This is a genomic window from Nocardiopsis sp. NPDC007018, assembly GCF_040635075.1.
Taxonomy (GTDB): domain Bacteria; phylum Actinomycetota; class Actinomycetes; order Streptosporangiales; family Streptosporangiaceae; genus Nocardiopsis.
This window is the reverse complement of the sequence record NZ_JBEYHA010000007.1, coordinates 148,181-169,690: the sequence shown is the minus strand read 5'-3', so window position 1 is coordinate 169,690 and position 21,510 is coordinate 148,181. Positions and strand designations below refer to the sequence as shown.

General features: G+C 72.0%; 19 protein-coding genes. 9 read left to right on the top strand and 10 right to left on the bottom strand.

The annotated features are described in order from the left end of the window. Positions 1–160: 160 nt before the first annotated feature. The 3 genes from ABZ635_RS05850 to ABZ635_RS05840 form a co-directional block, all read right to left on the bottom strand. On the bottom strand, positions 161–1,561 hold the full coding sequence (locus tag ABZ635_RS05850) for an LCP family protein (protein WP_357759511.1): 1,401 nt from the start codon (positions 1,559–1,561) through the stop codon (positions 161–163). 229 nt (positions 1,562–1,790) lie between these two features. After that, positions 1,791–3,215 carry an LCP family protein gene (locus ABZ635_RS05845; RefSeq protein WP_357759508.1) on the bottom strand — a complete coding sequence of 475 codons (1,425 nt, stop codon included), beginning with the start codon at positions 3,213–3,215 and terminating at the stop codon, positions 1,791–1,793. A 227-nt stretch (positions 3,216–3,442) separates the two neighbouring features. Beyond that, complete coding sequence (locus ABZ635_RS05840; protein WP_357759507.1) at positions 3,443–3,949, bottom strand: RDD family protein; 507 nt, start codon at positions 3,947–3,949, stop codon at positions 3,443–3,445. Positions 3,950–4,277: 328 nt separating this feature from the next. Between ABZ635_RS05840 and glnA the strand changes: the two genes are divergently transcribed. Both glnA and ABZ635_RS05830 read left to right on the top strand, forming a co-directional pair. Beyond that, on the top strand, positions 4,278–5,702 hold the full coding sequence (glnA, locus tag ABZ635_RS05835) for a type I glutamate--ammonia ligase (protein ID WP_357759504.1): 1,425 nt from the start codon (positions 4,278–4,280) through the stop codon (positions 5,700–5,702). Between the two features lie 113 nt (positions 5,703–5,815). Further along, the gene (locus tag ABZ635_RS05830) at positions 5,816–8,917 is read left to right on the top strand and encodes a bifunctional [glutamine synthetase] adenylyltransferase/[glutamine synthetase]-adenylyl-L-tyrosine phosphorylase (protein WP_357759531.1); all 3,102 of its coding nucleotides are present in this window, start codon (positions 5,816–5,818) and stop codon (positions 8,915–8,917) included. Here ABZ635_RS05830 and ABZ635_RS05825 read toward each other — a convergent pair. Both ABZ635_RS05825 and ABZ635_RS05820 read right to left on the bottom strand, forming a co-directional pair. Further along, complete coding sequence (locus ABZ635_RS05825) at positions 8,905–10,038, bottom strand: HAMP domain-containing sensor histidine kinase (RefSeq protein ID WP_357759501.1); 1,134 nt, start codon at positions 10,036–10,038, stop codon at positions 8,905–8,907. The two genes, ABZ635_RS05830 and ABZ635_RS05825, sit on opposite strands and share 13 nt — an antisense overlap. Continuing rightward, positions 10,035–10,709 carry a response regulator transcription factor gene (locus ABZ635_RS05820; protein ID WP_357759499.1) on the bottom strand — a complete coding sequence of 225 codons (675 nt, stop codon included), beginning with the start codon at positions 10,707–10,709 and terminating at the stop codon, positions 10,035–10,037. The genes ABZ635_RS05825 and ABZ635_RS05820 overlap by 4 nt, the downstream gene beginning before the upstream one ends. Before the next feature lie 154 nt (positions 10,710–10,863). Here ABZ635_RS05820 and ABZ635_RS05815 point away from each other — a divergent pair, with 154 nt between their 5' ends. Further along, positions 10,864–11,478, top strand: coding sequence for a M15 family metallopeptidase (locus ABZ635_RS05815; protein WP_357759496.1), 615 nt, complete (start codon positions 10,864–10,866; stop codon positions 11,476–11,478). Between the two features lie 43 nt (positions 11,479–11,521). On the opposite strand, the gene ABZ635_RS05810 is transcribed toward ABZ635_RS05815, so the two are convergent. The 3 genes from ABZ635_RS05810 to ABZ635_RS05800 all read right to left on the bottom strand — a co-directional run bounded on the left by ABZ635_RS05810 (position 11,522) and on the right by ABZ635_RS05800 (position 14,671). Next, positions 11,522–13,339 (bottom strand): carbohydrate-binding module family 20 domain-containing protein, encoded by a 1,818-nt coding sequence (locus ABZ635_RS05810; protein WP_357759493.1) that lies wholly within the window; start codon positions 13,337–13,339, stop codon positions 11,522–11,524. 290 nt (positions 13,340–13,629) lie between these two features. Then, positions 13,630–13,968, bottom strand: coding sequence for a hypothetical protein (locus ABZ635_RS05805; protein ID WP_357759490.1), 339 nt, complete (start codon positions 13,966–13,968; stop codon positions 13,630–13,632). An 82-nt stretch (positions 13,969–14,050) separates the two neighbouring features. After that, a complete protein-coding gene (locus ABZ635_RS05800) occupies positions 14,051–14,671 on the bottom strand; it encodes a hypothetical protein (RefSeq protein WP_357759487.1) in 621 nt (206 codons plus the stop codon). Between the two features lie 298 nt (positions 14,672–14,969). Here ABZ635_RS05800 and ABZ635_RS05795 point away from each other — a divergent pair, with 298 nt between their 5' ends. The 5 genes from ABZ635_RS05795 to ABZ635_RS05775 all read left to right on the top strand — a co-directional run bounded on the left by ABZ635_RS05795 (position 14,970) and on the right by ABZ635_RS05775 (position 20,610). Continuing rightward, positions 14,970–15,125 (top strand): hypothetical protein, encoded by a 156-nt coding sequence (locus ABZ635_RS05795; RefSeq protein ID WP_357759484.1) that lies wholly within the window; start codon positions 14,970–14,972, stop codon positions 15,123–15,125. A gap of 47 nt (positions 15,126–15,172) precedes the next feature. After that, positions 15,173–15,322: a hypothetical protein gene (locus tag ABZ635_RS05790; protein ID WP_357759481.1), complete on the top strand. Its 150-nt coding sequence runs from the start codon at positions 15,173–15,175 to the stop codon at positions 15,320–15,322. Beyond that, positions 15,322–18,381, top strand: a complete 3,060-nt coding sequence (locus tag ABZ635_RS05785; protein ID WP_357759478.1) for an AAA family ATPase — start codon at positions 15,322–15,324, stop codon at positions 18,379–18,381. The genes ABZ635_RS05790 and ABZ635_RS05785 overlap by 1 nt, the downstream gene beginning before the upstream one ends. A 153-nt stretch (positions 18,382–18,534) precedes the next feature. Further along, the gene (locus tag ABZ635_RS05780) at positions 18,535–19,896 is read left to right on the top strand and encodes a glutamine synthetase family protein (RefSeq protein ID WP_357759476.1); all 1,362 of its coding nucleotides are present in this window, start codon (positions 18,535–18,537) and stop codon (positions 19,894–19,896) included. Positions 19,897–20,031: 135 nt separating this feature from the next. After that, the gene (locus ABZ635_RS05775) at positions 20,032–20,610 is read left to right on the top strand and encodes a rhodanese-like domain-containing protein (RefSeq protein ID WP_357759473.1); all 579 of its coding nucleotides are present in this window, start codon (positions 20,032–20,034) and stop codon (positions 20,608–20,610) included. On the opposite strand, the gene ABZ635_RS05770 is transcribed toward ABZ635_RS05775, so the two are convergent. Continuing rightward, entirely contained in the window at positions 20,585–20,866 is a 282-nt protein-coding gene (locus tag ABZ635_RS05770; protein ID WP_357759470.1) for a hypothetical protein, read from the bottom strand. The genes ABZ635_RS05775 and ABZ635_RS05770 overlap by 26 nt on opposite strands. 178 nt (positions 20,867–21,044) lie before the next feature. Here ABZ635_RS05770 and ABZ635_RS05765 point away from each other — a divergent pair, with 178 nt between their 5' ends. Next, on the top strand, positions 21,045–21,287 hold the full coding sequence (locus tag ABZ635_RS05765; protein WP_357759528.1) for a Chromate resistance protein ChrB: 243 nt from the start codon (positions 21,045–21,047) through the stop codon (positions 21,285–21,287). A gap of 52 nt (positions 21,288–21,339) precedes the next feature. Here ABZ635_RS05765 and ABZ635_RS05760 read toward each other — a convergent pair whose 3' ends face one another. Further along, positions 21,340–21,510, bottom strand: coding sequence for a LuxR C-terminal-related transcriptional regulator (locus ABZ635_RS05760; protein ID WP_357759468.1), 171 nt, complete (start codon positions 21,508–21,510; stop codon positions 21,340–21,342).

Sequence of the window (21,510 nt, the reverse complement as noted above, 5' to 3'; positions counted from 1 at the left end):
AACGCTCGGCTGGGATACCCCAGCCGAGCGCCTCGCCAAGCTGCTCACAACGAGCAACTGACCTTACGTGTTGCGACGACTCCTAGAATTCGCCCTGGTGTGACGGCCCCTTCGACGTGTGCTCGCTCCGGGGGGTGCGCTCAGGAGTCCGGGGGTGGGCTCAGGAACAGGTGACCTCGTCCTCGGCCGCCGAGGTGGTGTCGACGTCGCCGAGCGGGGCGCCGGACCCCCCGCCCGACTCCGCGCCGCCCGTGGCGAGTCCGTCCCAGTCGGCACCGCCCATGACGAGTTCCAGCTCGTCCCCCAGGGAGGGCTCCTCCACGACCTCGGCGACCGACAGCGCGGAGGCCAGCACCTCGGCGTGCTCGGCCCGGTCCGGACCGTGGTAGACCGTGGTCGTGTCGGGGGCCCGCACGTCCGGGTTGGTGGACTCGGTCACCACGAAGCCCTCGGCCACCAGGAGCTCCTGCACCTGGCTGCCCCGGCCGTTGATCCCCGTGTTGTTGAGGACCCGCAGGGAGACCTCGGAGGGCTCGGGCCCGCCGTCGTCCTCGGCACCCGACTCCTCGTCGTCGGCCGGGCCCGTGGTGAGCTCGCCCGCGGCCACCGCCGCGAACAGCTCCTGCGCGGGCCCCTCCTCCAGCGCGACCTTGTTGGGGTTGGCCGCGTAGTCGACAACGGGCGCGGTGACCATGTTCATCCGCCCCAGGTCGACCTCGCGCATGGCCACGGCCAGTTCGGTCATCTTGTCGTTGGTGAGGTTCTCGTCGGTCACCAGACTGTCGGTGACCGAGTCGAGGAAGCCGTAGAGGGAGCTCGGACTCGACAGGATCTCCCCGCTGGTGACCTCGCGCAGGATCGCGCCGATCATCCGCTGCTGGTTCTCGATCCGGTCCAGGTCGCTCCTGGACTCCGTGCTGTCCCTGGAGCGGGCCAGGCCCAGGGCCTGCTCCCCGTCGAGCCGCTGCGTCCCGGCGTCCAGCACCAGGTGCGCCTTGGGGTCGTCGATCGGCTCCGGGACGCACATCTCGATGCCGCCGATGGAGTCCACGATGTTCTCGAACCCGGCGAAGTCCACCAGGACCATGTGGTCGAGGTGGATGCCGGTGACGGTCTCCACGGTGTTGCCCTGGCAGTCCATGCCGCCGTAGGTCATGGCGTGGTTGATCTGGTCCACGCCCCCGGCCCAGCCGTCACCGCTCTCGTTGGCCTCGCACGGCGGGATCTCGACCATCGTGTCGCGGGGCAGGTTGACCATGGTCACCCCGCCCTGGTCCACGTCGATGCTGACGACCACCAGGACGTCGGGGCGGACGCCGTGGAGCTCGTTGTAGCTGGCGTCCTCGCCCGCGCGCTCGTCGGTTCCCAGGAGCAGGATGTTGTGCAGCCCGTCCACCTGGGCGGGGCGGTCGCCCCACCCGTCGGTGTTGATCTCGGCGGTGTCGATGGCGAACACGTCCTGGTAGACGCCGTAGCCGGCCAGGCTTCCGACGATGACCACGCCGGTCATCCCGCACGCCGCCCACTTGCCGAGACTCATCCCGGCGGCGGCCGTAGACACGTTTCTTGGGGCCAAGGGGACACCTGCGATCCGTTCTGTGACTGGGAGGACTCGCCCGAAGGGGTCGTCACGGGACGCTCCCCGTGACTACTCGGACGTAACCCCCCGGATGGTACCGGAACGGTCTCGGTACGTCGGACCGCGTCGCGCCCCGCCCCGTGCGCACGAGCAGGGGCGCCGGGCGGGACCGTGTCCGCCCGACGCCCCCCCCTGACGCCTCGGTCGCCCTCTAGCAGGCGCTCTCCTGCTTCTCGGCGGTCACGCCGCCGAGGTCGTCGGTGATGGACAGGTCACTCTCGGACGAGGACGCGCCGAAGCCCTCCCAGTCGGACCCGGCGACCAGTTCGAGGGTTTGCTCCAGCCCCTCGGTCTCCTCCACCGTGGCGTTGGTGAGGGTGCCCGCGAGCAGCCTCGCGGCCGCCTCGTCGCCGGGCCCGTGGTAGACCGTGGTCGCCTCGGGGGCGCGGGTCTCGGGGTTACCGACCCCGGTGACCACGAAGCCGTCCTGGACCAGCACCGCCTGGATCTCCAGAGCCAGACCCTCGACCGCGGTGTTGTTCACGACCTGGACCGAGACGTCGCCGGGCTCCACCGCGTCGGCCCCGTCCCCGTCGTCGTCCTTCTTCCCGTCGTCCTTGCCGCCCGCCAGGTCCACGCCGTTGTTGATCGCCTCGAACAGCTCCGAGGCGGAGGGCTCGCGCATGATGATGCGGTTCTGGTCCGCGGGGTGGGCGCCGTTGGGGACCGTGACGAACTGGACCCGGTCCAGGTCGACCTCGCGCATCGAGATCGCGATGTCGGCCATGGTGTCGACGGTCAGGTCCTCGTCGGTGGTGATCGAGTCGGTGACCGCTCCCAGGAACCGGGTGATGGTGACCGGGCTGGTCATGACGTCGCTGCTGAGCACCTCGCGCAGCATCGCGCCCATGAACTCCTGCTGGCGGTCGATCCGGGACAGGTCGCTGCCGTCCCCCTGCGAGTAGCGGGAGCGCACGAACCCGAGCGAGTCCTCGCCGTCCAGGGTCTGGAGTCCGGCCTCCAGGACCAGGTGGGCCTTGGGGTCGTCCACGGGCTCGGGGATGCACATCTCCACCCCGCCGATGGCGTCCACCATGTCCTTGAAGCCGACGAAGTCCATCATGAGGAAGTGGTCCAGGTGCACACCGGTGACCTGTTCGACCGCCTTCCACTGGCAGCCCACCCCGCCGAAGGTCATGGCGGAGTTGATCATGCCCTGTTGGGCCTGCATGCCCTCGTACCCCTCCACGGCCTCGCAGCCGGGCAGGTCGACCATGAGGTCACGCGGCAGGTTCACCAGGGTGGCGGCCCCGCTGTCCACGTTGACGCTCGCGATGAGCATCGTGTCCGGACGCTCGCCCTCGACCTCTCCGTACTCGGCGTTCTCGCCGGAGCGCACGTCCGATCCGATGATGAGGATGTTCATGACGCCCTCGACGCTCGTGGGCCGGTCCCACTCGTCGGTGTCGACCTGGGCGGTCGTGATGTTGCCGATCAACCCCTGGTACCAGCCGTACCCTCCCAGGCTGGCGATGATGGCCAGTGCGGTCGCGACACACGCGATCCACTGTCCGGGGGTCAACCGCGCGGCGCCCAAGGCGCCGGAGTTGCGTGGGGCGGAGCGTCTACCAGCCATGCGAACCTTCGAGGTGCGAGGAGACCGTGAGGGGGCGGGGTCGGGGCGCCCGGGGCGTGTGTGCGAACGGCGCACCCGTGCGAGCGGTGGGGCGTCGGCGTACGGTGCGCGGCCCGAGGTCGCGGGTCCCCGCGGGAATGCCGTGAACGGATGCTAACAGCAGCTCGGCACGGGTGCGCACGCGTGTGCGCGCCGCGCACCCGGAAGGCGGGGTCGGGAGCGCCTGATCAGAACCGGGTGGCCACGGTACCGGCGGCGCGGTCGTGCAGGCCACGGGTATCGCGGTCGTAGACCACGGCCGGGATCACCAGGCACAACAGCAGTGTGCGCACGGCCATGGACGCGAACCAGGGCCAGGAGCGCTCACCGGTGGCGGTGATGCCCACCCCCACGAGACGGCGGCCGACGGTCGTGCCGAACAGGGTGAGCAGGAGGAGGTTCATCGCCGCGAACACCACCAGCGTCGACATGGTCGTGAAGTTGGTCAGGGCGATGGCCTCCGGGTCGCCTCCGGCGGCCGCGGCGGCGGCCAGCTCCTGGCCGATCAACCCGAGACGGATCGCGGCCCAGACGAGCATCGCGGACAGGGCCCAGTCGAGGGCGAGACCGACCAGGCGGCGCATGACCCCGGGCACCGAACCGCTCCCGTCCTCGGGCAGACCCAGCCGGTTGCCTCGGTAACGGAAGTCGTCTTCGGAGACCGTGGGGGCGCCGCTCCGGCTCTTGTCGCTCATGTTTTTCACGGTATCCGCCCCGCGTCACCCCCCGCGCTCGGGCCCGCCCGGGCACGGTGACACGCCCCCGGAGGCGGCGTGGCGCCGGTCACTCCGCGAGGCTCCCGAACACCGGTTTGGCCCTGAAACAGGCGGAATCACCGGTACGGGACCACTGGTCCACCCGGGCGACGAGGTCCGTAACATGCAGGAAACAATCGAGACACGGCGTGGAAATCACGCACTTCTAGCTTCGAAGACGAAGCCGGGAGACGGCGCGTGGTTCGACACGACCGCGACGACGCGGGCGCGAACCCGCCGTCTCAGCTATCTGCACGGAGGTTCCGTTTTGTTCAGCAGCGTCGACGAGGTGCTCGCCTACATCCGAGACGAGGACGTCAGGTTCCTCGACGTCCGGTTCACGGACCTGTTCGGGGGCGTGAACCACGTTACCCTCCCGGTCGAGAACGTGGACGAGTCCACGTTCACCGACGGTCAGATGTTCGACGGTTCCTCGATCCGCGGCTTCCAGGCCATCCACGAGTCCGACATGCTGCTGCTGCCCGACCTGGGCACCGCCGTGCTGGACCCGTTCCGCAAGCACAAGACGCTGAACATGACGTTCTTCGTCCACGACCCGCTCACGCTGGAGTCGTACAGCCGCGACCCGCGCAACGTCGCCCGTAAGGCCGAGGCCTACCTCAAGGGTTCGGGCGTGGCCGACACGGCGTTCTTCGGCCCCGAGGCCGAGTTCTACATCTTCGACGACGTCAAGTTCGAGACGCGTGCGAACACCGGCTACTACGAGATCGACTCGATCGAGGGCGCCTGGAACACCGGGTCCTCGATCGAGGGCGGCAACCGCGGTTACCGTCCGCGCTTCAAGGGCGGCTACTTCCCCGTCGAGCCGGTCGACCACTACAGCGACCTGCGCTCGGACATGGTGCGGGCGCTGATCGAGTCGGGCATCGAGGTCGAGCTCCAGCACCACGAGGTCGGCACCGCGGGCCAGGCCGAGATCGGCATCAAATTCGGCACGCTGCTGGAGCAGGCCGACAAGGTCCAGCTGTACAAGTACATCGTGAAGAACGTGGCGAACGAGGCGGGCAAGACCGCCACGTTCATGCCCAAGCCGCTCTTCGGCGACAACGGCTCGGGCATGCACTGCCACCAGAGCCTGTGGAAGGACGGCGCCCCGCTGTTCTTCGACGAGGCGGGCTACGGCCAGCTCTCGGACACGGCCCGCCACTACATCGGCGGTCTGCTCAAGCACGCCTCGGCACTGCTGGCGTTCACCAACCCGACGGTGAACTCCTTCCACCGCCTGGTGCCGGGCTACGAGGCCCCGATCAACCTGGTCTACAGCCAGCGCAACCGCTCGGCCTGCATCCGCCTGCCGCTGACCGGGTCCAACCCGAAGGCCAAGCGCATCGAGTTCCGGGTGCCCGACCCCTCGGCCAACCCGTACCTGGCCTTCTCGGCCATGCTGATGGCCGGTATGGACGGCATCAAGAACAAGATCGAGCCGCCGGAGCCGGTCGACAAGGACCTGTACGAGCTGCCCCCGGCCGAGGCCGCGGCGATCGAGACGGTCCCGGCGTCCCTGGATGCCGCCCTGGAGGCCCTGGAGGCCGACCACGAGTTCCTGCTGGAGGGCGGGGTCTTCACCAAGGACCTCATCGAGACCTACATCGACTACAAGCGCACCGAGGAGATCGACTCCCTGCGTCTGCGCCCCCACCCGCGCGAGTTCGAGCTCTACTACGACATCTAGGCGACACCCCCTCGGGGCCGGTATCCAGTTCGGGTACCGGCCCCGAGCCGGTTCCGGGGCCGGGCTCCCGGGACGGCTACCGTGGACGCGTGGCATGGGACGGAAAGAGCAACATGACAGCGGGAGCACTCGCTCGGCGCGGCTTCAGTGACAGCACCCGGGCCCTGCGGCTGGTGGAGGAGGCCGGGCTGGACGCCCGGGCCGACACCGAGGTGATCGGCGCCCTCGCGGCCGCCGCCGACCCGGACCAGGCTCTGCTGGGGCTGCTCCGGCTGTTGGAGGCCGCACCGGACCCGGAGGAGGTGCGCGCGGCCCTGCGGGACGAACGGGACCTGCGGACCCGGCTGAGCCGGGTCCTGGGTGCCAGCACCGCGCTCACCGACCACCTGGTGCGCCACCCCGGTGACTGGCGCGAGCTGCGCGGGGCCGACGCGGCGCGCACACCGGACCGTGAGGAGCTGCGCCACGGGCTGCTGCACACCGTGGGCGCGCGGCCCGACGACGCGGCGCCGGTGGCCGACCTCTCCCTGGGGGAGGGCGACGACGGCGACCCCGTCGAGGCGCTCCGGCACACGCTGCGGGTGGCCTACCGCCGCCGGGTCCTGCGGTTGGCCGGACGCGATCTGACCGGCGTCAACACCGTCGAGGAGGTCGCCGCCGAACTGTCGGACCTCGCCGCGGCGCTCCTGGACGCGGCCCTGGCGCTGGCCCGCGCGGAGGCTCCCGAGGACGCGGCGCTGTGCCGTCTGAGCGTGATCGGCATGGGCAAGTGCGGGGGCCGCGAGCTCAACTACGTCAGCGACGTGGACGTGGTGTTCGTGGCCGAACCCGCCCCGGGCGACGACGGGCTCCCCGCCGACGACCAGGAGGCCCAGCGGGCCGCGACCCGGCTGGCCACGGCGATGATGCGCGTACCGGCGCAGACCGACGCCGAGGGCACCCTGTGGGAGGTGGACCCGGCGCTGCGGCCGGAGGGGCGCAACGGTCCGCTGGTGCGGCCGCTGTCCGGGCACCTGGCCTACTACGAGCGCTGGGCCAAGACCTGGGAGTTCCAGGCCCTGCTCAAGGCCCGGCCGATCGCCGGGGACGTGGCGCTGGGCCGCTCGTACGCGGAGGCGATCGCCCCGCTGGTGTGGGAGGCCTCCGCCCGCAAGGACTTCGTGGAGGACGTGCAGGCCATGCGCCGTCGCGTGGTGGCACACATCCCCGCGGGCCAGGCCGAGCACGAGCTCAAGCTGGGTCCGGGCGGCCTGCGCGACATCGAGTTCTCGGTGCAGCTGCTCCAGCTGGTGCACGGCCGCTCGGACGACCGGCTGCGCTCGGGCAACACCCTGGAGGCCTTGACCGCGCTGTCGGAGCACGGCTACGTGGGCCGACGGGACGCGGCCGGCCTGGCCGACGCCTACCGCTTCCTGCGCCGGGTGGAGCACCTGCTCCAGCTGGAACGGCTGCGCCGGACCCACCTGATGCCCGACCCCAAGGCGCCCGACGGCCCGGCACGGCTGCGGCAGCTGGGCCGCGCGCTGGGCTACCCGACCGACGCCGAGAGGGAGCTGACCGGCGCCCGCAAGCGGGTGTCGGCAGAGGTGCGCCGCCTGCACGAGAAGCTCTTCTACCGACCGCTCCTGAACGCGGTGGCGGCGCTGCCCGAAGACGAGATCCGGCTCTCCGCCGACCAGGCGGTGGAACGGCTCGGCGCCCTGGGGTTCGTCGACCCGCGCGGGGCACTGCGTCACCTGGAGTCGCTCACGTCGGGGCTGTCACGGCGGGCCGCCATCCAGCGCACCCTGCTGCCCGTGATGCTGGGCTGGTTCGCGGACTCCCCCGACCCGGACGCCGGGCTGCTCGGCTTCCGGCAGGTCAGCGATGCCCTGGGCACCACCCCCTGGTACCTGCGGCTCCTGCGGGACGACGTCCGGGTGGCCGAGCGGATGGCGTGGCTGCTCGGGACCAGCCGGTACGTGACCGAGCTGCTGCTGCGCGCCCCCGAGGCGGTGGCGATGCTGGGCGACGACGCCGACCTGCGGCGGCGGGAGACCCGGACGCTGATGGCCGAGGCCGACGCCGCGCTGCGCCGGTACGACACCCCGGAGGAGGCGGTGTCGGCGGTGCGCGCGCTGCGCCGCCGGGAGCTGCTGCGTACGGCCGCCGCCGACCTGCTGGGCGTGTGCTCGGTGGAGGAGGTGGGCCGGGCGCTCACCGGGATCGCGGCGGTGACCATCGACGCGGCGCTGCGGGCGGCCTACACCAAGGTGGTGGCCGAGTCCGGCGGCGAGGAACTCACACGGGTGTGCGTGGTCGCGATGGGCCGGTTCGGCGGCGGGGAACTCACCTACGCCAGCGACGCCGACGTCATGTACGTGCACGACCCGATGCCGGGGGTGGACACGGACGCGGCCACCAGGCAGGCCATGGCGATCGTGCGGGAGCTGGCCCGGCTGCTGGAGATGCCGCAGGCCGAACCGGCGCTGAAGGTCGACACCGACCTGCGCCCGGAGGGCCGCAGCGGCCCGGTGGTGCGCACGCTGGACTCCTATGCCGCCTACTACGGGCGCTGGTCCCAGGTGTGGGAGAGCCAGGCGCTGTTGCGGGCGCGGCCGATCGCCGGGGACGAGGGACTGCGTTCGGCGTTCGTGGCGCTGATCGACCCGATCCGCTACCCGAAGGGCGGGGTCTCCCCCTCCGCGGTCGTGGAGATCCGCAAGCTCAAGGCCCGGATGGAGGCCGAGCGGCTGCCGCGCGGCGCCGATCCGACCCTGCACACGAAGCTGGGCCGGGGCGGGCTGTCGGACGTGGAGTGGGTGGCGCAGCTGGTGCAGTTGCGGCATGCCCACGAGTTCCCGGACCTGCGTACCCCGCAGACGCTCCCGGCCCTGGGCGTGGCGGTGGCGCACGGTTTCCTGGCCGCGGACGACGGTGTGGCGCTGGAGCGGTCGTGGCGGCTGGCCTCTCGGGTGCGCGGCATGGTGATGTTGGTGCGCGGCCGGGCCGGTGACTCGATCCCGCACGATCCCCGGGTGCGCGCGGCGTTGGCCCAGGCCATGGGGTACGGCGCCGACGAGGACGACTCGGACGGCGACGGCACGGCAGAGGAGGAGGGCCCGGCGGTGGAGGGCCCCGAGCCGGAGGGACCGGCGGAGCAGCTGACCGAGGCCTACCTGCGCACCACGCGGCGGGCGCGCGCGGTGATGGAGCGGGCCTTCTACGACGACTGAGCGGCGCCCCCGGCGGGGAGCGTGACCGTGACCGCGAGCCCCCCGCCCCGATCGGCCCCGCGCGGGCGCACGTCGAGGGTGCCGCCGTGCACCCTGGTGACCCGGTCCACCAGGGCCAGGCCGAGACCGTGGCCCTGGCCGGTTCCGACCCGACCCGCGCCCCGGAGGAAGGGTTCGCGCAGGCGGGCGGCGGCCTCCGGCGTGTACACGGCGCCGGTGTTCTCCACCCTCAGGACGGCGTCACCGGTGCGGGGGTCGCGCCCGGTGGAGACCAGGGCGGTGCGCGCTCCGTCCGGTCCGGGGGTGTTGTGGCGCAGGGCGTTGCGCACCAGGTTCTCGGCGAGCTGGGCGAGGAGCGCGGTGTCGCCGACCGTCGGGGCGGGGTGGAGCGCGCGCTCCACCCGAACACCCCGGCCCAGCGCCTCCTCCTCGCCCTCGTCCACGGCGTCGCGGGCCAGGGCGGCGAGGTCGACGGGGGCGGACACGGCGGTGACGGCGTTGGCGTCGGCCAGCCGCAACAGCGACTCGGTGAGGCCGATCGCCCGCGCGTTGGTGAGGTCCAGCCGTTCGAGCAGGCGCGGGTAGTCCTGTCCCCCGGGGTCGCGCCGGGCCACGTCCAGGAGGGTGGCGTTGACGGCGAGCGGAGTGCGGAGTTCGTGGGAGGCGTTGGCGGCAAACCTCTCCTGGGCCTCGAAGGCGTCCTGGAGGCGGTCCAGCATGTGGTCGAAGGCGTCGGCGAGCTGCCGGAACTCGTCGTTGCGGCCGGTGAGCGCCACCCGGTGCCCCAGGTTCCCGGTCGCGGCGACCAGGACGGCGTCGTTGATCCGCTGGAGGGGGCGCAGCACCCACCCGGACAGGAACCACCCCCCGACCAGCCCGAACACGGCCAGGACCAGGAGGACGCCGCCGGAGACCCGGACCAGCGCCTCCAGGATCTGGGGCCGGGCGGGAACGGGTTGTCCCAGGTCGCTGGGGTTGGCGGGGGTGAGCGGGTAGTTGGGCACGTACCGCACGACCACGTACACCCCGGCCAGCACGGCCAGGCCCGCCACGACCAGGAAGAACGCGTACCCCAGGGTGAGGCGCAGGCGGGCGCTGACCCGCACCGGCGCGCCGTTCACACGTCCGCTCCGGGGGCGACCAGACGGTAGCCCACCCCGGGGACGGTCACGATCGGGTCCGGATCGCCGAGCACCCGGCGCAGCTGCGACACCGTCACCCGGGGCGCGCTGGTGAAGGGGTCGGCGTGTTCGTCCCACACCTTCTCCAGGAGGGTCTCGGCGCTCACCGCTCCCCCGTCGGCCCGCATGAGCAGTTCGAGGACGGCGAACTGCTTGCGTGGCAGACGCAGGTAGCGGCCGGAGCGGTAGGCCTCCCTGCGGTAGGGGTCCAACCTCAGGTCGCCGCTCACCAGCACGGGCGGGACGGCTGCCGTGGGGCGCCGGGCGAGGGCGCGCAGGCGCACGACCAGCTCCTCGACGGCGAAGGGTTTGGTGAGGTAGTCGTCGGCGCCCAGGGAGAACCCGTCCACCTTGTCCCGGAGCCGGGTGGCGGCGGTCAGCATGAGCACGCGGGTGCCGGGGTGGTCGCGGGCGATGACGGCGCACACCTGGTCTCCGTGGGTCCCGGGGAGGTCGCGGTCGAGGACCACCACGTCGTAGTCGTTGACGCCGATCCGCTCCAGCGCGGCGTCGCCGTCCAGGGCCACGTCGGCGGCGATGGCCTCGTGGCGCAGTCCCGCCTGGAGGGCTTCGGCCATGAAGACCTCGTCCTCGACGACCAGTACGCGCATGTGGTTCCCCCGTCACTCGGTCGGCGGCCCAGTCTAGGCGGATGGGGTGTTGCGGAAGTGTTGGATCGGCGGCACACATCGGCGCAACGTCGTCCCTGGTGACCTGGGTCCTCGGTGCCGGACACGGGGTCCGGGCCGGTGAGGGGGGCGTGCCATGGGGAGTCGACCGACCGTTCTGACCGCCGCCGCGGTCACGGCCGCGCTGTTGCTCGCGGGCTGCGCGACCGCCGGGGCCGGTGACGGCGCGGCGGGTGGGGGCGGGTCCTCCGGGGGGCCGTCGGGGCGCACCTGGTCGGAGAGCCTGCCGGTCACACGGCTGAGCCCGTTGGGCGACGACGACGGCTACGTGCCCGAGGGCGGCGGTCTGGACCCGGGTGACGACGTGCCCGCCCTGTCCGGGCTGGACCCCGAGCTGTTGGCGGCGGTGCGCGAGGCCGCGGCGGCAGCGCTGGAGGAGGACGGGATCGGCACGGTGGTGACCAGCGGCTGGCGAAGCGAGCGCTACCAGCGGTTCCTGCGGGACGCGGCGGTGGAGGTGTACGGGAGCGAGGAGGAGGCGGCCCGGTGGGTGGCCTCCCCGGAGGACTCGTCCCATGTCACAGGGGCGGCGGTGGACGTGGGCCGCACCGACGCGGCGTACTGGTTCGCCCGGCACGGGGCGCGGTTCGGCCTCTGCCAGACCTACGCCAACGAGGTGTGGCACTACGAGCTCGCGGTGGAGCCCGGCGGGACCTGCCCGGCGCCGCTGGAGGACGCCTCGGCGGAGTGAGCCGGACCGGGCACCCCCGAGGGGGCGGGGGTGCCCGGCGGTCTCAGCGCTGCCCCCAGGTGACGGCGGCGGCCGGGCCGACCCGGTTGTCGCCGGGCTCCCAGTCGGCACCGCCGCCCGGGGACACCCGGACCAGCTTCCATTCGGTGTCGGGGCCGAGGGCGACCCGGCCCGACCACTGCGGGTAGGTGGACGCGTCGGTGCTCAGCGGGGCGCCGTCGGCCGGGTTCCAGGACCCCAGCTCGGGCGTGGAACCGACCACGTACACCTCCTGCCCGGGCACGGTCTCGACGGTCGCGGTGAGGGTGTCGGGGTCACCGGGCTCACCCGGGTCGCCGCCACCGCAGTCCTGCTCGCACTCGCCGCCCACGTGCAGTGCCAGGGCGCCGTCGGCGGGGACGGTCGCGCTGATCCGGCCGCCGGAGACGGTGGCCCCGCCGGGACCGGAGGCGTTGTCGTACTCGCCATCGGGGAGCGAGGTGGGAGCGGTCAGCGTCCAGGGGTCGCCGGAGGCGTTGAAGGCGGCGAACCCGGCCTCGCCCCGGTCGAAGGCCACACGGGAGGAGCCGTCGCGGAGCCGCTCGGTGATCCCGGTGCCGCCCACAGCGGCGCGGAACGCGACCATGCCGCTGACGGCCTCGTTGCGGTGCTCGCAGACCCACTCGGCGCTGGAGCAGTCGCTGTCCGCGGTGATCCACCCCGCCGGATTGCCGTCCTGGCCGCCGGTGCTGGGCGGCCCCTCGGTCACGTTGCCCTCGAAGTCGTAGCTCGACATCACCACGGGGGTGCCGTAGGGGTGCGCGAGCATGAAGGCGGTGGCGAGGTAGTAGCGGCCGCCGTCCACGTAGGTGAGGGTCGGCTCGTAGCGCTGGGTGTCGTGGTTGTCGACGAAGACCACGGCCTCGTCGGAGGTGAGCCCGCCGTGGTCGGGCATGTCGGTGAGGCCCGCGATGTCACCGTTGGCGAAGCCCGAGGCGACCGAGCGCTTGTAGTCGAAGTTGGTCACCTGGCCGTAGGGCGTGTAGGCGGTGTAGGGGATGGTCTGGTCGCCGTAGACCTCGTGGAAGACCCTCGGGGCGCCGCCGAAGCCGGGCACCTCGTCCAAGGCCCCGATGATGGCGCCCATGTCGTCCTCGGGGACGTGCTTGGAGGCGTCCACCCGGAACCCGCCCACGCCCATGGCGACCAGCCCGTTGAGGTAGCGGACGATCTGGTCGCGGACGTGCGTGGAGCCCGTGTCCAGGTCGGCCAGGTCGAGGAGCTGGCAGTTCTGCACCTCGTCCTTGTCGTTCCAGTTCTCGATGGTGTCGTAGCAGGGGCCGAAGTCGCCGTAGGAGTAGGCGGCCGTGCCGTCGCCGAACAGGTCGGGGTACTCGTAGCGCTCCCATCCGGTACCGGCGCTGCCGGTGGAGGGGCCGTCGCTGGGGCCGGTCATGTGGTTGACGACGGCGTCCACGTAGATGCGCACGCCGTTGTCGGCGCACGTGGAGACCATCTCCTGGAAGTCCTCGGCGGTGCCCCTGCGGGTGTTGTCGACGCGGTAGGAGACCGGCTGGTAGTCCTGCCACCATGGGTAGTTGCCGCCCTCGGAGAAGGGGACGACGACGTGTTCCTGGGGCGGGGAGACCTGGACCCCGCCGTATCCGGCGGGGCCGAGGAAGTCGGCGCACTCGGCGGCGACGGAGTCCCAGTTCCACTGGAAGAGGTGGACGATGGTGTCGGCGTTGCCGTTCTGGGCGGGGACGGGGTCCTGGGCGGAGACGGGGGCGGCGTCGTGGGAGGCGGCCGGTCCGGGGACCGCCAGCAGGGCGGCTCCCATCAGGGCCGCCCCGGCGAGGGCGCCGATACGGGGTGTTCTCATGTGCGCTCCTTGGGGGGAGGTGCCGCGGGGCCACGCTGCCCCGCCGCATTCTCTTGCAGTTTCCGCAAGAGTTTGCATTGAGGTGACGAAGGTAACAGAACGCCCTTCGCCTGTGAACACCCCATGAACAGCCCGTCACCCCGCAAGGAAGCGGAAACGCGCCTCTGATCTGGACGTCAGCGCCTGCAAGATTTTTCTCGAACACGAAAGCCGGGGGCGGCCCGGAACGTGTTCCGGACCGCCCCCGGCGGACCCGTGCGGGCGGGTCGGGCGGAAGGCTCGGGCGGCGCCTACCAGAAGACCGCCAGACCGATGTTGACGATGGCGAGCACACCGGCGATGATCGCCAGGTTCTTCGCGGGCTTGCGCAGGTTGAGCACACCGACGACCACGACGGACAGGGCGATGACGAGCTTCACGCCGATCTTGACGTGGTTGAGTTCGGTGATGTCGCCCATCTCGGCCACGCCGACCAGCAGCAGGCCCGTGACGAACTGGAGCAGGGCGCTGTGCAGCAGCACCTTGGTCGCCTTGACGTTGTCGGTCATCAGCTGCATGAGGAAACCGGCGATGATCCCGGCCAGGCCGATCATGTGGAGGAACACGAGCGCGGAGTAAAGGAAGTCCATACCCCCAGACTACTACGCGTTGTAGTTCTTCCCTCCGTCTTACTGACGCCCTGACGTAACAAATCGGACACCGGGTGCGGCGTCAGGTTCTGCGGGCGGCTCCCCACTGACGCCACAGCAGCCAGACCAGCAGCATCAGCACTCCCACACCCGCCGCGCGGACCAGGCCGTCCCGGTCCATCAGCGCCCCCACCCGGGAGGCCACCGTGTGGTCGCCGACCACCAGGGTGTCACTCGCGCAGGCGACCGGTTCGGCGTCCCGGTCCACCAGCAGGCAGGCCGTGCTCACCACCCGCTCCCCCGGTTCGGCGTCCTCGGGAACCAGGACGCGCACGGTGTACAGGCCCTCTCCGCCCTCGGGCAGGTCCACCAGCCAGTTGGCCACGCCCTCCTCCACGATCCCGCCCTGGCCGACCTCCCCGACCACCAGGGGTTCGGGGACGTGCTGGGCGAGCAGGCCCCTCTCGACCGGGTCCCCTCCCCCGTTGACCACGGTGGCCCGGTAGACCACCTCGTCCCCGGGCAGCGGTGCCGGGTCCGCCCCGGACAACGACAGGCCCACCGTGCCCGTGTCACCGGCCCCGCCGCCGTCCGCGACGGCCGGAGCGGCGCACAGCACGGCGACGACCAACCCCGCCGCGACCCCTGCGACCCTTCGCCCGCACGCGTCCCGCCGATCGGTCCCGCAAGCGACCCGTGTCATCCCACGACCTCCTGAGATCCGCCATCAGTGCTGGCCGGAGCACCTCCGAGAGGAGACGCCCAGCCTCCACACACTTGCCCGGCCCGAGCCACCGGAGTCAAGGAAGCGCCGGGGCGTTTGGCGAATCGGCGGCACCCGGGAGGGCTCTTAGGGCGGTTCCCGCCCCTCTTAGGGCGTCGTCCGACGCTTTGGCGTCCGATCCACTGATTCCTCCCGATGCGCCGACCGGGTTCTCAGCCGGATCGTGGAAGCCGTCGGGCGGGACACGGGTCCCGCCGCAGAGCCCGAGGACAGCACCGTGTTCCACCCCGACCCGCTCCTCACGAACGACCGCGCCCGCTCCGAGGCCGCCGCCCGCCGCAGTGAACAGCTCACGGCGGCGCGCCAGGCCAGGGCCGAGGCCCGCGCCCGGGCCCGCGAGAAGGCCGCCGAGCGCCGCCGCCGGGCCTCCTGACCCCGCACCGCACCCCCACCATCGACCACCACGGAACGGACACCGACATGCCACTCGACGACCTGCGTACCGCCACCGCCCACGCGCTCAGCCGGGAGCGGCTCCGCCAGGCCGAGCTCCGCCGCCGGGCCCGCCGCCAGCGTGAGGACCGAAGGGCCGGAAGCGACCGGGAACGCCCGCGGCCGGGGCGAGCATAATGGGCGGTATGCCCCTGTTCAGCGATACCAGCCCCGTCTTCGTCGGGCGCCGCAGGCACCTCCGCCTCCTGGCCGACCAGGCCCAGCGCGTACGCACCGGACCGCCGGAGATCCTGTTGGTCGGCGGTGACGCGGGGGTGGGCAAGAGCAGGCTGGTCACCGAGTTCGCCGCCACCCGTCCCGCCGGGACGGTGTTCGTCGGAGCCTGCCTGCAACTCGGTGTGGACGGCCTGTCCTACGCGCCCTTCACCGCCGTGCTCCGCCAGATCCTGCGCGAACGCGGTCCGGCCCCCTTCGCCACGGCCGCGCCGGGAGGGGTGGGCGAGTTCGCCCGGCTCCTCCCCGAACTGGGTGAGCCGTCGTCGGACCGCCAGGAGAACCGGGGCATCCTCTTCGAGCAGCTCCTGCGGCTGCTGGACCAGGTCACCGGGGACGACGGGATCACCGTGGTCCTGGAGGACCTCCACTGGGCCGACGGCGCCACCCGGGACCTCCTCGTGTTCCTGGCCCGCAACCTCAGCCGCCCCGGCACCCAGGTCGTCGCCACCTACCGCAGTGACGACCTGCACCGGTCCCATCCGCTACGACGCCTGCTGCCCGAGCTGGAGCGCCTGCCCGGTGTGGGCCGGATCGTACTGGAGCCGTTCACTCGTGAGGAGGTGCGCCTCCAGGCCACCGCCATCCGTGGTGAGGAACTGGGGCGCGACGCCCTGGACACGCTCTTCCGGCGCAGCGAGGGCGTTCCGTTGTTCGTGGAGGCACTGGCCTCCGCCGAGTCCTGTCCCGATGACGACGACCCCGACCTGCCCGACCACTTCCGCGACCTGCTCCTGGAACCGGTCCACCGCTTCGACGAGACCACCCTGAACGTCCTGCGGGTGGCGGCGGTGGGAGCCGTGGCCGACGGCATCGACCACGAGGTGCTCCACCGCGCGGCCGAACTGCCCGAGAAGGAGCTGGAGGCCGCGCTGAACGTCCTGGTGGACGCCAACGTGCTGCGCCCCCAGCGCACCGGGTACCGCTTCCGGCACGCGCTGTTGCGCGACGCCGTGCACGAGGAGATCCTGCCCGGACCGCACTCCCGGCTGCACCTGCGGTTCGCCCAGCTCATCGACGAGCACCCCGACGCCGTACCCGTCGACCGCCGCGCCTCCGAACAGGCGCACCACTACCAGGCGGCGCAGGACCTGCCGCGGGCGATGCAGGCGGCCTGGTGGGCGGCGATCCAGGCGAGGAAGACGCTCGCCTTCGCGGAGCGGCTGACCATGCTGGAGCGCGTTCTGTCCCTGTGGGACCGGGTTCCCGACCCCAGCGACAGGGTGCAGGGGCTCAGCTGGGCCGAGGTGGTGAGCCGGGCCGCGAACGCGGCGCTCTCGGCCCACCGCAACCGGCGCGCGCTGGAGCTGGTCGACGAGGCGCTGGCGACCCTGCCCGAGGAGCCCGAGGACGCCGCGACCCGCGCCACCCGGGCGGTACTTCTGCGCCAGCGCGGTGAGGCCCGCGCCTACGACGTGCGGGGAAGCGGAATCCCCGACCTGGTCCGTGCCCTGGAGCTCCATCCGGCGGACATGCCGGGGTACGGTGAGCTTCTGGCGATCCTGGCCCGGGAGTGCGCCCTGGCCCGCGAGGACCGGACCGACACCCCCAACCGGAGAATCCTGCACGAGCTCGCCGCGACCGGAAGGAGCCCCCTCGCCCTGGCCGAGATGGCGATCGCGGCCGCCGGAAGCGACTCCCCCACCGATCGGATCGCCACCGCGGACGCTCTGATCACCCTGGGCGGCGCCTTCATGCAGGAGGGCGACGCCGACCGCGGGCGCCCCCTGCTGGAACGGGGGATCGAGGCGGCCAAGGAGCTGGCCGAGCCCTACCTGGAGGCACGCGGGGCGGGCAATCTCAGCCATTTCCTCCGCGAGATCGGTCAGCACGAGGACGGGCTACGGGTACTGGAGGAGTCCCTGGCCCGGCACGAGGCCCTGGGCTGGACCCCGGTACGCAAGGCGTTCAACTACCAGAACCGGGCCGAGATCCTCCTGGAGATGGGTGACCTGCCCGGAACCCGCGCGTTGTTCCGGAACAACCGTGTCCGTGACCAGTGGGACCACAAGAACGTCTACTTCATCCAGGCGGTGGAGGCCAGGGCCGCCGCCGCGATGGGCGACGTCGCGGCGGCGCGGGCCGGGGCGGGCCCCCGGGGCGACCGTTCCATGCTGGAGGCGCACCGCATGAACGTCGTGCAGCTGGGGTGCATGGCGATGTTGGACGCCGCACTGGCCGAGGGGGACCTGGCCGAAGCCCTGTCGCTGTCCCTGGAGGTGGCCGAACGCGTGGCCCTGGAGCGCTCCCCCGGGTATTCGTGGCCGCTGATGGAACAGATGGCCGTGGCCGTGCTCCTGGGCCGGGAACAGGGGCGCGTGGCACCCGACGGAGCGCCGGAGATCGTCGAGCGGGCCCGGACCGTGGCCGGACTGGTCCGGGCAACGGCGGAGAGGCTCCAGGTCAGTGGCGCCGTACGTCCCGCGTACGCGGCGTCGGTACGGGCGCTGCTCGCCGAGGCGGAAGGGGCCGTGCCCGAGGAACTCGCCGCGCTGTGGTCCGAGGCGGTGGCCCGGTGGGAGGCCACGCCCCTGCGGCTGTACCTGGCCCGGGCGCGACTGCGCGAGGCGGAGGCGCTGGTCGGCGTCGGGGACCGCGCCCGCGCCGTGGACCTCGTCCGCCTGGCCCACGCGGTCGCCGCCGAGTGCGGTGCGTCACCCTTGGCCCGCGCCGCCGAGGACCTCGCCCGCAGGCTCGGCGCGGGGCTGGCGGGCGACGCGGTGCCGCCTCCGGCGCCCGCCGGGCTGACCGCGCGCGAGACGGAGGTGCTGCGTCTGCTGGCCACGGGCGCGACCAACGCGGCGATCGCGGAGGCGCTGTTCATCAGCCCGAAGACGGCGAGCGTGCACGTGTCCAACATCCTCGGCAAGCTCGGTGTGCCCAACCGCGCCACCGCCGGGGCGCGCGCCCGGGAACTCGGCCTGTCGGGGACCGTCCCGAACCCCCTCTCCCAACGGTCATAATGCCTGTGCGGGGAGGACCGGGCAGGCGTCTTGGCGTGTGCGGAAATACCCCGGAAATATCCGCACGGCAGACTGGCCCCGGGACACCGTTCCGGGTGCCCGCGCGCGTGCGCGGACCGGGCCGGGACCGACCGGCATCGAGGAGGGTTGATCGTGAATCGACAGCAGGAATTCGTGCTCCGCACGTTGGAGGAGCGTGACATCCGGTTCGTGAGGCTGTGGTTCACCGACGTGCTCGGGTACCTCAAGTCCGTGGCGGTGGCGCCCGCCGAACTGGAGGCGGCCTTCTCCGAGGGCATCGGGTTCGACGGCTCGGCGATCGAGGGCTTCGCCCGCGTGTACGAGGCCGACATGCTCGCCCAGCCCGACCCCTCCACCTTCCAGGTCCTGCCCTGGCGCAACGAACCGCACGGCACCGCGCGCATGTACTGCGACATCCTCATGCCCGACGGGTCGCCGTCCCCGGCGGACCCCCGGCACGTGCTCAAGCGCCAGCTGGGCAAGGCCTCCGACCTCGGGTTCACGTTCTACACGCACCCCGAGATCGAGTTCTACCTGTTGAAGAAGTTCCCCGAGCACGGGGAGTTCCCCGAGCCCAACGACTCGGGCGGTTACTTCGACCACACCCCGCACAACAGCGCCCACGACTTCCGCCGCAACGCGATCAACATGCTGGAGGCCATGGGGATCTCGGTGGAGTTCAGCCACCACGAGGGCGGGCCGGGCCAGCAGGAGATCGACCTGCGGTACGCGGACGCGCTGACCACCGCCGACAACATCATGACCTTCCGTCTGGTGATGAAGGAGGTGGCCATGGAGCAGGGCGTGTACGCCACCTTCATGCCCAAGCCCTTCACCCAGTACCCGGGGTCGGGCATGCACACGCACCTGTCGCTGTTCGAGGGCGACCGCAACGCCTTCTACGAGCCCGGTGCCGAGTACCAGCTCTCGAAGGTGGGGCGCGGGTTCATAGCGGGTCTGCTGCGGCACGCCGACGAGATCGCGGCCGTCACCAACCAGTGGGTGAACTCGTACAAGCGGATCTGGGACGACCCGGCCGCCTCGGCGGGGATGGGCGGTGAGGCTCCGGCCTACATCTGCTGGGGGCACAACAACCGTTCGGCGCTGGTCCGCGTACCGATGTACAAGCCGGGCAAGTCGAACTCCAGCCGGATCGAGATCCGTTCGCTGGACAGTTCCGCCAACCCGTACCTGGCGTACGCGGTCATCCTGGCGGCCGGGCTGAAGGGGATCGAGGAGGGCTACGAGCTGCCGCCGGGCGCCGAGGACGACGTGTGGGCGCTGACCGACGCGGAGCGCCGCGCCCTGGGGATCAGGCCGCTCCCGCAGAGCCTGGACGAGGCGCTGCGTCTGATGGAGAACAGTGAGCTGGTCGCCGAGACGCTGGGCGAGCACGTCTTCGACTTCTTCCTGCGCAACAAGAAGGCGGAGTGGAACTCCTACCGCCGCCAGGTGACTCCGTACGAGCTCCAGAGGTACCTGCCGACGCTCTGACCAGGATCAGCTCGCATCCAACTCCACAGAGGGGGATATTCCCGGAATCGGTGACAAGCGCGTCACGTACCCCGGGGGGTATAATTCCTACCATACCTGTCGACATCCCTTCTCCCCTTCTGGAGTCAGACACCCATGAGCGTTTCCGTCGACGCAGCCACCGTCAGAGCCCGGCTCGACAGCGGGTCCGCCCCGCTCCTGGTGGACGTGCGCACCCCGGCCGAGTTCGAGGGCGCGCACATCCCCGGGGCGGTCAACCTCCCGCTGGGCGAGCTGGACCACCACGCCGGGCGCGTGGCCCGGGACGCCTCGGAGCCGATCGTGCTGGTGTGCCAGTCCGGCCCCCGGGCGGAACGGGCCCGGCTGAGGCTGGCCGCCGCCGGGCTGGACGACGCCGTGGTGCTCACCGGCGGGATGAACGCCTGGGCGGCCGCAGACGGGCCCTCGGTGCACGGGCCCGAGCGCTGGGCCCTGGACCGCCAGGTGCGCCTGGTCGCCGGCACGGTCGTCCTGGTGGCGGCGCTGTTGAGCCTGGTGTGGACCCCCGCCGTGTTCGTGGCGGCGTTCGTGGGCGCCGGGCTGGCCTTCGCCGGGATCACGAACACCTGCGCGATGGCCCACCTGCTCTCGAAGCTCCCCTACAACCGGCCGACCGAGCGGGTCGACGTCGAGGCCTCCCTGGCGCGGATCAGCCGGGCGGGTTCGCGGGCCTGACCCGTCCGTCGTCCCGGAGCGCCACCCTCCCGAGGACTCCGCTGGCCAGACCGGCCGCCGCGAGCGCCGTGAGTGCGATCGGCAGACTCGTGGCGGCCGCGATCGCGCCGACGGCGAGCGGCCCTCCGGCGTCCCCGACCTCCCTGCCGAGCTCGGCGTTGCCCATCGTGCGGCCCAGCCGCTCCTCCGGCGTGTTCTCGGCCAGGTGCGCGAAGGCGAGCGGGGTGACGGTCCCGACCTTGAGTCCGATGGCCACGGCCGCCACGGTCAGCGTCACCGGTTCGGGGCCAGGGCCAGCACGACCAGGGCGGCCGCGGCCGAGCCGAGTCCGGCCGCGCCCCCGTCGCGTGCGGTGATCCGGCCCCGGTCGTTCCCGCGTCCGACGACGGGCTGCGCGACCGTTCGCCACCGACTGCGGCCGGTTCGAGGCCGAGATCGCGAAGGAGATCACCAAGGAGAAGTCCACCTCCGCCAAACTGGAGGGGGAACAGAGCCTGGAACGCCCGCGCAGCTGGTTCCGCGACCTCCGACGGCGCGACGTCCTCGCCCTGCCCGAGGCCCGGGAGGCCGCCGAGCGGCTGCGCGCGTGCGCCGACGCCCTGGAGGGGTACGCCGAGCTCGTGTACGCGGCCATGCACGGCGACACCCAGGGCGCGGTCGAGCCGCCGACCCCCTGACCGGTGCGTCGCGCGGCCGGGCTCCGGGACGACCGGTCGGGCTCGGTCCGGATCAGAGCAGGCCGAGTTCGCGGCCCCGGGCCACCGCCGCCGTCCGGTTGGCCGCTCCCAGCTTGCCCATCGCGTTGCTCAGGTGCACGCTCACCGTCTTCGCGGAGATGAACAGCGCCTCCCCCACCTCACGGTTGCTGGCCCCCCGGGCCACCTCCACCAGCACCTCCAC